The organism is Duganella phyllosphaerae (assembly GCF_001758785.1).
In the GTDB taxonomy this organism is placed as follows: domain Bacteria; phylum Pseudomonadota; class Gammaproteobacteria; order Burkholderiales; family Burkholderiaceae_D; genus Rugamonas; species Rugamonas phyllosphaerae.
The window spans coordinates 1-10597 of sequence record NZ_LROM01000034.1; the positions used below are offsets into that span (position 1 = coordinate 1).

General features: G+C 63.3%; 11 protein-coding genes. 8 read left to right on the plus strand and 3 right to left on the minus strand.

Features of this window, described 5'->3' with window-relative positions; translation table 11 throughout:
• Positions 1 to 223 precede the first annotated feature (223 nt).
• On the plus strand, positions 224 to 502 hold the full coding sequence (locus tag DUPY_RS02275; protein ID WP_070246079.1) for a polyhydroxyalkanoic acid system family protein: 279 nt from the start codon (positions 224 to 226) through the stop codon (positions 500 to 502).
• 22 nt (positions 503 to 524) lie between these two features.
• Here DUPY_RS02275 and DUPY_RS02280 read toward each other — a convergent pair whose 3' ends face one another.
• The gene (locus tag DUPY_RS02280; protein WP_019921568.1) at positions 525 to 776 is read right to left on the minus strand and encodes an acyl-CoA-binding protein; all 252 of its coding nucleotides are present in this window, start codon (positions 774 to 776) and stop codon (positions 525 to 527) included.
• Positions 777 to 945: 169 nt separating this feature from the next.
• A complete protein-coding gene (locus DUPY_RS02285; RefSeq protein ID WP_019921569.1) occupies positions 946 to 1236 on the minus strand; it encodes an HU family DNA-binding protein in 291 nt (96 codons plus the stop codon).
• A gap of 224 nt (positions 1237 to 1460) precedes the next feature.
• Here DUPY_RS02285 and DUPY_RS02290 point away from each other — a divergent pair, with 224 nt between their 5' ends.
• Positions 1461 to 2252, plus strand: a complete 792-nt coding sequence (locus DUPY_RS02290) for an anti-sigma factor family protein (protein WP_070246086.1) — start codon at positions 1461 to 1463, stop codon at positions 2250 to 2252.
• Positions 2253 to 2327: 75 nt separating this feature from the next.
• On the opposite strand, the gene DUPY_RS02295 is transcribed toward DUPY_RS02290, so the two are convergent.
• The gene (locus DUPY_RS02295) at positions 2328 to 2684 is read right to left on the minus strand and encodes an FKBP-type peptidyl-prolyl cis-trans isomerase (protein WP_070246080.1); all 357 of its coding nucleotides are present in this window, start codon (positions 2682 to 2684) and stop codon (positions 2328 to 2330) included.
• Between the two features lie 173 nt (positions 2685 to 2857).
• Here DUPY_RS02295 and DUPY_RS02300 point away from each other — a divergent pair, with 173 nt between their 5' ends.
• The 6 genes from DUPY_RS02300 to DUPY_RS02325 form a co-directional block, all read left to right on the plus strand.
• Positions 2858 to 3826, plus strand: a complete 969-nt coding sequence (locus DUPY_RS02300) for a YVTN family beta-propeller repeat protein (protein ID WP_070246081.1) — start codon at positions 2858 to 2860, stop codon at positions 3824 to 3826.
• Positions 3826 to 4623, plus strand: a complete 798-nt coding sequence (locus tag DUPY_RS02305) for a polysaccharide deacetylase family protein (protein ID WP_070246082.1) — start codon at positions 3826 to 3828, stop codon at positions 4621 to 4623. The genes DUPY_RS02300 and DUPY_RS02305 overlap by 1 nt, the downstream gene beginning before the upstream one ends.
• Positions 4620 to 5615 carry a sterol desaturase family protein gene (locus DUPY_RS02310; protein ID WP_070246083.1) on the plus strand — a complete coding sequence of 332 codons (996 nt, stop codon included), beginning with the start codon at positions 4620 to 4622 and terminating at the stop codon, positions 5613 to 5615. The genes DUPY_RS02305 and DUPY_RS02310 overlap by 4 nt, the downstream gene beginning before the upstream one ends.
• Positions 5615 to 6445 (plus strand): EI24 domain-containing protein, encoded by an 831-nt coding sequence (locus tag DUPY_RS02315; RefSeq protein WP_070246084.1) that lies wholly within the window; start codon positions 5615 to 5617, stop codon positions 6443 to 6445. Before DUPY_RS02310 ends, DUPY_RS02315 begins: the two co-directional genes overlap by 1 nt.
• A 14-nt stretch (positions 6446 to 6459) precedes the next feature.
• Complete coding sequence (locus DUPY_RS02320; RefSeq protein WP_070246085.1) at positions 6460 to 7245, plus strand: competence/damage-inducible protein A; 786 nt, start codon at positions 6460 to 6462, stop codon at positions 7243 to 7245.
• Between the two features lie 218 nt (positions 7246 to 7463).
• Positions 7464 to 10597 (plus strand): transglycosylase domain-containing protein (locus DUPY_RS02325; protein ID WP_070246087.1); only part of this gene is annotated, 3134 nt, incomplete at its 3' end.

Consider the following 10597-nt stretch of genomic DNA (forward strand, 5'->3'; position numbering starts at 1 on the left):
TGTTGGTGCGCAGTGGCGTAGTCGGCGATGGCGTAGCCGGCTAACCTCGGCAAAGCACTGTATTTTAAGGTAATTCCCTATTTCTCACAAACGGCGCTTATATACAATACATATAAGCAAATGCGACTGGAATCGGCGCAGGACCGCATTCTACCGTCCTGGGGTGGCGCGGCACGGTCGCAACTGGCATGATGCAGCCTTTGTTTTATTGATGAGGAAGTGCATGTCGGACATCAACATCGTCCAGGAACACCACCTGGCGCCCGAACAAGCGCGTGCGGCGGCGCAACAAGTCGCGGACAAACTGTCCGAACAATTCGAATTGACGTCGCGCTGGGATGGCGATGTGCTGCGCTTCGAGCGCAGCGGCGTGAATGGTACGCTCAGTTTGCTGCCGAACCAGGCGCAGCTGCATATCGCGCTGGGCTTTCCGATCAGCGCGTTCGCGGCGCAGATCGAGAGCAAGGTGGCGGACAAGATGCGGCGGGTGTTCAGCGCGTAACCCGCACATCCTGTCGGGTGACTTACTTCAGGTCTTCGATCAGGTCGATGTACTGCTGCTTGGCGTCGTCGGCGCTGGTGCCCTTGAGGGCATCCCAGGCGTCGAACTTGGCGCGGCCGACCATGTCGGTAAAGCCAGGGCGCTCGCCGGTGGCGTCGCCCACCGACGCCTGCTTGAACAGTGCGTAGATTTTCAGCAGGGTCATATTGTCCGGGCGTTCCGGCAGGTTTTTCGAGTCCGCCTGGGCTTGTTCGAATTGTGCTTGTAAGCTCATGTCTTCTCCTGGTATTGGGGGGCAATCGTCCATCATACCCGCAGCCTCCGCGAAACCCGCTAGAGGAACCCCTCAAAAACACAACGGCGGCCATGACAGGTGTGCGCCTGGCATGAACCGCCGTGTTACTTGCTGCCAGCGACGCTGCTGCGTCCCGGCATCGTGATGATTACTTGGCTTTTTTAGCCGGGTTGACAGCCGACTTCAGGGTCGCGCCCGCCGAGAATTTCGGGGTTTTCGACGCCGCGATCTTGATCGCTTCGCCGGTAGCTGGATTGCGACCTTTGCGCGCAGCACGCTTGGCAACGGAGAAGGTGCCGAAGCCGGTGATGCCTACCGTGTCGCCTTTTTTCAGACGCTCGGTCACGATGGCGATCAAGGTGTTTACTGCGGTGTTGGCGGCAGCAGCAGACATCTCGGTGCGTTTCGCAAATTCAGCAATCAGTTCGCCTTTTTTCATTACTACCTCCTTGGTTATTAGAGCGCGCAGATTAGCATAAATATTGTCAGATGTAATGGTTTCCGCGCGAAGAGTTTCAAAGTAACCCTTGCTGCACCTGCCGTGCGTCGATGTGCACCGGTTTATCCCTTGTACTTAAAGGGCTTACGCAATCCTGACGGACTCGCATCATGAGCAAAAAGGTTTATCATGACACGACTTGCGCAGCATTGACGAGCGGGATGATGAGCTTTTCAGACGACACACTGATTGCCTACGCCGATGGCCAGCTCGACGCCGCGACCCGCCGCGCCATCGAGCATGCCATGCAGCGCGACGCCAGCCTGCAGCGCCGGGTGGCGCGCCTGCGCGCGACGCGCGACGTCTTCATGCATGCGCCACGCTTTACCTCGCATTCATCCCCAACCCCACCGGCATCAGCGCCGCACCACGGCAAGGTCGTCCACCTGGCGGCCGTGCGCGCGCAGCGCGTGGCCGTGCAGCAAGCGGCGCGCAAGGCCCAGGCGGCGCGCTGGAGCTGGCGCGTCTGGACCGCGCTTGGCGTCACGCTGGTCGCGGGCTTGCTGGCAGGGCGCTTCGCCCTGATTTACTGGCAGCCGGCCTGGCTGGGCGAATCACCAGCCGCACCCACCACCATCATCAGCCGCAACGGCATGCTGGTGGCGCAGGGCAAGCTCGACCTGGCGCTGAGCCAGCAAATGGGCGGCGCCGCGCCGTCCGAGGGCGATGTGCGGGTGGGCTTGAGTTTCCTGTCCAACCAGAGCGGTTACTGCCGCACCTTTACGCTGGTGGGCCTGAGCCAGGATTTGGTGGGCGTGGCCTGCCGCGCCAGCGCGGAGTGGCGGGTGCCGGTGCTGGTGCAAAACATGCGGCCGGCGCCGCAAATGAGCGCGCAGCGCGTGGCGGGCACGGAGATGCCAACGGCGGTGCTCGAGGCGATCGACCAGAGAATCGTGGGGGGGATGATGGATGCGCGCGCGGAGCAGGAGGCGTTGCGGCGGAACTGGCAGCGGTAGAGGGGGAAGGGCGGTAATTGGATCCCCGCCTGCGCGGGGATGACGGATCTGGCGTTCCGGTGTTACGTTACTTAATTAAACGCCCAGCAGTTCCACGTCGAAGATCAGGGTGGCGTTGGGCGGGATCACGCCGCCGGCGCCGCGTGCACCGTAGCCCAGTTCGGCTGGAATGATCAGCTGGCGGGCGCCGCCGATTTTCATGCCTTGCACGCCTTCGTCCCAGCCGCGGATGACCATGCCCGCGCCCAGCGCGAACTCGAACGGGTCGTTGCGGTCTTTGCTCGAATCGAACTTGGCGCCCTTGGTGCCGTCGTCGTTGCGCAGCCAGCCGGTGTAATGCACGGTGACGTTTTGACCAGCTTTGGCTTCGGCGCCTTCGCCAACCGTCAGTTCGATGAATTGCAGGCCGGAGTCGGTAGTGATGGTGGACATAGCTATTCCTTCTATTGTTGGGTACAAGTCATCAATTGTAGCAGCAGCGACAAGGTGCAGTCGCAGCCCGTGTCGCGTGGGCGCCCTCACGGCAGAATAATTGTGACTTTCTCCCTCGGTACGGTTGGGTTTGCACGTAAAATAAAGTCTTTGCTCCTACAAGCGATTTCTTCATGTTCAGCAGTCTCCGCCGTATTGTTTTTTCCAGCGTTTGCGCCATCGCTTGCCTGCCGAGCGCGCAGGCCAACGTCGTGGTCGTGCTCAACTCGCGTGATGCGACCGTGCAGCTGCTGGACCAGGCCACGTACCAGAGCTTGTCGACCTTCCCGGTCGGCAAGGAGCCGCACCACCTGATGGCCACGCCCGACAACAAGTCGCTGATCGTCGCCAGCTCGGTCGGCAACGAGCTGATCTTCCTCGATCCGAAGACGGGCCAGATCCAGCGCACCCTCAAGGACATCCTCGACCCGTACCAGATCGGCTTCTCGCCCGACCAGAAGTGGTTCGTCTCGAACTCGCTGCGCCTGGACCGGGTCGATATCTACCGCTACAACGGCACCAACCTGACCCTGAACAAGCGCATTCCGCTGGCCAAGCTGCCGAGCCACATGGCATTCGACACGGCCAGCACCACCGCCTTCATCACCCAGCAGGGCAGCGACCAGGTCAGCGCCATCGACCTGGCCAGCGGCGTGGTCAAATGGACCATGTCGGTCGGCAAGCTGCCGGCCGGGATCGCCATGACGCCCGACGACAAGTACCTGCTCGTTGGCATCATGGGCAGCGACTACGTCGAAGTGATCGACTGGAAAACCCAGAAGACAGTCAAGCGCATCAAGACCGGCATGGGCGCGCACAATTTCCGCTCGGCCGGCGACGGCCGTTACACCTATGTCTCGAACCGGGTCTCGAACTCGATCAACATCATCGACCAGAAGACCCTGGAAAACGTCGGCCAGATCAACGTGCCCGGCGGCCCCGACTGCATGGAAATCACCGACGACGGCAAGACCATGTGGGTGACGCTGCGCTGGATTAAAAAAGTGGCGGTGATCGACCTCAAGACCCGCAAGATCACCAAGCTGATCCCGGTGGGCCGCTCGCCGCACGGTGTGTTCTTCATGAACGCCGCCCAGCGCTGATGGGCCGCATGACTGCCAGGCCGCTGCTGGCGCTGCTGACCGCGCTGGCGTTGCCGGCGCTCGCTGCCGCCCCTGCTACGCCAGCCGGTGTTTGCAAAGGCACCATTTATCTCACCTTCGACACCGGCAGCCAGTCGCAGGCCGAGCTGATCGCCGACGTTCTGAAGCGCCACCACATCAAGGCCACGTTCTTCCTGGCCAACGAGAAAACCGTGCGCGGCGACTATTCGCTCGACCCGGCCTGGTCGGCGTACTGGAAGGCGCGCGTGGCCGAGGGCCATGCGTTCGGCTCGCACACGTTCGACCACGACGTGCTGGCCGGCGAAAAAGACGGCCAGTTCCGCGTCAAGCCCGGCTTCGGTGCCTCTGCCGGCAAGCTGCGCAGCCTGACCCCCGACCAGTATTGCGACGAAATCAAGCGCGTCGATCGCCGCTTCGTCGAGTTGACGGGCGTCCATCTCGACCCGCTGTGGCGTGCACCGGCCGGCCGCACGTCGCCGCGCACGGTGGCGGCCGCCAAGGCGTGCGGCTATGCGCACGTGGGCTGGGCGCCGGCAGGCTTCTCCGGCGATGAGCTGTCGAGCACGGCTTACCCGAATCCGGTATTGTTGCAAAAGTCCTTGCGCGACCTGCGCAGCGGCGACATCTTCGTGGCCCACATGGGCATCTGGTCGCGCAAGGATGCGTGGGCGCCCGCCAACCTGGAGCCGCTCATTAGCGGCCTGGAGCAAAAAGGTTTTTGCTTTGCCACGCTGCGCGAGCACCCTGACTATTCTTCACTGTTCAAATCGCGATGATGCAGACAATTTCTGACTGGTTCGGCGCCGCCCAGGGGTGGTTGTTCGAAACGGTGATCCAGCCGCTGGTATTCCAGCTCGGCTTTGGCGAATACATCGAGGAAGCGTTCGAGGGCACCGAGTGGCTGATGATCGGCGTGCTCGAATTGTTGCTGCTGTTCCTGGTGCTGCGGCCGATGGAAGCCTTGATCCCGGTGCACAAGTTTACCGACCCGCGCGCGCGCTGGAACGACTTTATCTACACGGTGCTGCACCGCATCGGCCTGTTCTCGGTGCTGATCTTCTTCACGCTCGATCCGCTGCTCGACTCGCTGGCCGGCGTGCTGCGCTTCGAGAGCTTCCAGCCGTTCAACCTCGAGTCGCTGATACCCAACATCAGTCCGCTCGGGGCGTTCCTGGTGTACTTCGTGGTGCTGGACTTTTTCGATTACTGGTACCACCGCGCCTCGCACCAGTTCAACTGGTGGTGGGCGCTGCATGGCCTGCACCACAGCCAGCAGAACATGAACCTGTGGAGCGACAACCGCAACCACGTGCTCGACGACTTCCTGCGCGACATTTACATGGGCGTGATCGCGCTGTGCATCGGCGTGGAGCCGTCGCAGTACGTAATGCTGGTGTCGGTCTCGCGCATCCTGCAAAGCCTGCAGCACGCCAACGTGCGCATCCATTTCGGCTGGCTCGGCGAGCGCCTGCTGGTGTCGCCGCGCTACCATCGCATGCACCACGCGATTGGCGTCGGCCACGAATCGAAAGGCGCCGGCACCCTGGGCGGCTGTAATTTCGCCGTGCTGCTGCCGGTGTGGGATATCATTTTCAGGACCGCCAACTTCACGCCGGAATTCGTCACCACCGGCATCCGCGACCAGCTGCCGAAAACCGCAGCGGACGGCACTGTGGTGCCGGGGCGCGAATACGGCAAGGGTTTCTGGTCGCAGCACTGGCTGGCGCTCAAACGCCTGGTGGAATACGCACGAAAGGATGTGGTCTGATGAGCAATGTCGTACGCGCCTGGGGACGCGCCTTCCTGTCGCAATGGCATGGCAAGCTGCTGGCGATGAGCCTGGCGCCGTTCCTGCTGGCCGTGGGCGTGTGGGCCGTGCTGCTGTACTTCGGCCTGCAACCGCTGATCGACGCCATGCAGGGCCTGTTCGCCGAACATAACCTGTTCTCCACCAGCACCAGCTGGCTGCGCTCGCTCGGACTGGGCACCTTGACCACGGTGGTGGTGCCGCTGATTTCCATGTTGCTGCTGTTGCCGCTGATGATCATGACCGCGCTGATTTTCATCGGCGTGGTGGCCATGCCGGTCATCTGCCGCCACGTGGGCCTGCGCCATTATCCGCAGCTCGAGCAGCGCCAGGGCGGCAGCCTGATGGGCAGCGTCGGCACGGCGGTCGGCGGCATGCTGATCTTTATCGGCTTGTGGCTGCTGACCTTGCCGCTGTACGTGTTTCCGCCGCTGGCGGTCCTGGTGCAAGCCATGTTGTGGGGCTGGCTGACGTGCCGCGTGATGGTCTATGACGTGCTGGCCGACTATGCCAGCGCGGAGGAACGCCGCACCATCCTGGCCGAGCACCGCTGGCGCTTGCTGGTGATCGGCATGGTGTCCGGCGCGGCCGGCGCCTTGCCGGGCGCGATCTGGCTCGGCGGCGTAATGGCGGTGGTATTCTTCCCGTTCCTGGCGGCTGCGTCGATCTGGCTGTACGTGCTGGTATTTATCTTTACCGGGTTGTGGTTTGCCTATTACTGCCTGGAAGCGCTGGCGCGCCTGCGCGCCCAGGCACCTGCGGTGGCCGACCCCACCCCGATTGAACTCTGAGAAAGCGGGACCTTATGGCGATCGGACTTATCATCATCGGCGACGAAATCCTGTCCGGCAGGCGCGTCGACCAGCATTTTTCCAAGGTCGTGCAACTGCTGGCCGCGCGCGGCATGAAGCTCGACTGGGCTGAAATCCTCGGCGACGAGCCGCCGCGCATCGTCGCCACCTTGAAGCGCACCTTTGCCAGCGGCGACATCGTGTTCTGCTGCGGCGGCATCGGCGCCACTCCGGACGACCACACGCGCCAGGCCGTGGCCGACGCGCTGGGCCTGCCGCTGGTGCTGCACGAACAGGGCAAGCGCAACATCGAGCAGCGCATCGTGCAAATGGGCGAGGAGGCGGGCCAGCCGGCGGATCTGAATTCGCCGGAAAACCTGCACCGCCTGAAAATGGCCGAGTTTGCCCAAGGCGCGGACCTGATCCCGAACCCGTACAACAACATCGCCGGCTTCTCGCTGCACCAGCACTATTTTGTGCCGGGCTTCCCGGTCATGGCCTGGCCCATGATCGAATGGGTGCTGGACAACAAGTACGCCAACCTGTTCAACCGCGAGCCGCACCTGGAGCAGTCGGTGCTGGTGTACGAGGCGGCCGAGTCGTCGCTCACGCCGCTGATGGTGGCGCTGGAAAAACAGTATGCGCGCGTCAAAGTGTTCAGCCTGCCCAGCGTGGGCGACGCCAATACCCGCCGCCATATCGAACTGGGCGTGAAGGGCGAGCCGGCGCAGACGTTAGAGGCGTTCCAGCAACTGCGCGACGAGCTCACGCGCCTGGGCGTGGAGTTCGCGGCGCCGTAAAACCTGCAGCTTCTCCAGCAGCGGCGCATGCCTATCACTTAAGGAAGTCAGGGGTAGGCCTGGCCGTTGTTTTTTTGCGAAAATGCGCACCGTAAAGCAATTATTCTGCGAACGTTCCGGTCTGTAAGGTCGCCATGTGGTGCAATGGTGACTAGCAGTCTTTACTGAATAGCTGACCCTGATTTTCGACGCACGCATCACCTTCGAGTTGTCCCCCCATGTCCATAGAAGATTCCGAAGCGCCTCTCGCGCCGGCGCAGCCTGACGCGCCACCGTCCGAACCACCACGGAAGAGCAAGCGCACACGCAATGCCTTCATCCTCGTGCTGCTGGTCGGCGCCTCGTTTGCCGTGTACCTCGGCGTCCAGGAAAGCCGTACCTCCGCCATGCAGGCGCGCATCTTTACCGACCTGGCCGGCAAGATGACCTGGAAGGTCGAGCCGGGCCTGAGCAAGGCGATCCGCTTCCCGCACGACAGCCCGTACGACGAGCGCCTCGGTTATTCCAACCTGCCCGACTACATTGGCCGCTTGAGCGAGCGCGAGTACAAGGTCAGCGCGCAGTCGCGCATGTCGCCCAAGATGCTGGAGCTGGCCGAGCGCGGCATCTTCCCGGTGTACCACGAGAAGACCAAGACCGGCCTGACGATCTACGATTGCCGCGCCCAGCAGTTGTACGCCACCGCTTACCCGGAACGTATCTACGGCAAGTTCGAGCAGGCGCCGATGGCGCTGATCAGCTCCCTGCTATACATCGAAAACCGCGAACTGCTCGACAATACTTACCCCAAGCGCAACCCGGCAGTGGAATGGGACCGCCTGGCCAAGGCCGTGCTCGAGAAAAGCTTGAGTGCACTGGGCGCCGGCCACCGCGCCGCCGGCGGCAGCACGCTGGCCACGCAAATCGAGAAATACCGCCATTCGCCCGAAGGGCGCACCGGTTCCATGACCGACAAGCTGCAGCAGATGATCTCGGCCAGCCTGCGTTCGTACCAGGACGGCCCGGATACCACCAAGGCCCGCCGCCGCATCGTCATCGAATACCTGAACACGGTGCCGCTGTCGGCCAAGCCCGGCTATGGCGAAGTCAATGGCGTCGGCGACGGCATGTGGGTGTGGTACGGCCGTGCCTTCGACGACTTCAACCGCATCATGGCGCGCGACCTGGAAAAGCCGGACGCCGATACCGCGCTGGTGTACAAGGAAGCGCTGAGCCTGATGATCGCGCAGCGCCGCCCCAGCTACTACCTGGGCGACGGCGCCGACGACCTCGACCAGCTGGCCGACGCCCACCTGCGCATCCTGGCCAAGGACGGCGTAATCACGGCCGCCATGCGCGACATGGCCCTGAAACAGAAGCTGCATCCGGCCAAGGGCAACGGCCTGCAAGCGGCGCCGCCGATGACCTTTGTCTCGCGCAAGGCCACCAATGCGATCCGCAACCACCTGGCCAACCTGCTGGGCGACAACCGGATGTACAACCTCGACCGCCTGGACCTGGACGTGACCAGCACGCTGGACGCGCAGGCGCAAACAGCGGTCACGCAAGTATTGAACGACCTGCGCGACCCCGAGCGCGCCAAGGCTGCCGGCCTGACCGGCAAGGGCATGCTCGGCAATGGCGACCCGGCCAACGTGGTGTACAGCTTTACCCTGCTGGAAAAGGGCAAGGACACCAACTTCCTGCGCCTGCAAACCGACAACTACGACCAGCCGCTCGACATCAACGAAGGCGCCAAGCTCGACCTGGGCTCGACGGCCAAGCTGCGCACCCTGGTCAGCTACCTCGACATCATGGACCAGCTGCACAAGAAGTACGCGGGCATGGGTGCCGCCGAGCTGGGCAAGGCGGTGGTCGATCCGCAGGACAAGCTGTCGCTGTGGGCCATCGATTACTTCAAGGGCTTGCCGGTGGGCGGCGAAGCGCGCGCCCTGACGCCGATGCTGCACGCGGCCATGGAGCGCAAGTATTCGGGCAACCCAGGCGAAGGCTTCTTCACCGGTGGCGGCCTGCATTACTTCGGCAACTTCTCCAAGGAAGACAACGGCAAGATCCTGACCGTGACCGAGGCGCTGCGCCGTTCGACCAACCTGGTGTTCGTGCGCCTGATGCGCGACGTCGCCAAGTTCTACATGTTCCAGACGCCGGGCTCGTCCGCCTCGCTGCTGGCCGACGCCGACGATCCGCGCCGCGCCCAGTACCTGGCGCGCTTCGCGGACAAGGAAGGCAAGGAGTTCCTGGCGCGCTTCTGGGCCAAGTACAAGGGCAAGCCGGTCTCCGAGTTCGACAACATCATGCTGGCCAACCTGCGCCGCACGCCGGTGCGCCTGGCCGTGATCCACCGCACCGTGTATCCGAAAGCGAGCCAGCAGGAGTTTGCCTCGTTCCTGCGCGCCAACCTGTCGTCGCAAAACGAAGTGTCGGACGAACGCGTGGCCAAGCTGTACGACCAGTACGCCATCGACCAGTGGTCGCTGGCCGACCGTGGCTACCTGGCCAGCGTGCACCCGCTGGAATTGTGGATGGTGGCTTACCTGCACGCCAACCCGGGCGCCACGCTCACGCAGATGAACGCGGCCAGCGAGAAGGAGCGCCAGGAGGTGTACGAGTGGCTGCTGAAAACCAAGCGCAAGCACGCCCAGGACCGCCGCATTGCCGGCCTGTTGGAAGTGGAAGGCTTCATGGAAGTGCACAAGCAGTGGAAGAAGATGGGTTACCCGTTCGATTCGCTGGTGCCGTCGTACGCGACCACGCTGGGCGCTTCGGCCGACCGGCCGGCCGCGCTGGCCGAGCTGATGGGCATCATCGTCAACGGCGGCGTGCGCAAGACCAGCCAGCGCGTCACCAGTTTGCACTTTGCCAAGAACACCCCGTACGACACCACCGTCAGCCGCGCCAAGCCCGTCAGCAACGAGCAGGTGCTGGCGCCGGAAGTGGCGCAGGTGGTGGCCGAAGCGATCCGGGGCGTGGTGTCGGACGGCACCGCCAAGCGCGCGCGCGGGGCGTTCACCACGTCCGACGGCACCTTGCTGCCGGTGGGCGGCAAGACCGGTACCGGCGACCAGCGATTTGACGTGTATGGCGGCGGCGGGCGCCTGATCGAGTCGCGCTACGTGAACCGGTCGGCCACGTTCGTGTTCAATATCGGCGAGCGTTTCTTCGGCAGCATGACCGCGTACGTGCACGGGCCGGAGTCGAAGAACTATGACTTCACCAGCGCGCTGCCGGTGCAGTTGCTGGTGGTGCTGGCGCCGCATTTGATGCCTTTGATCGATCCGCATCCGGTCGCGAAACCGGCGGTGGCGCCGGCAGCGGTGCCGGGCACGGCGCCGGAAGTGGCGGCCGATCGGTC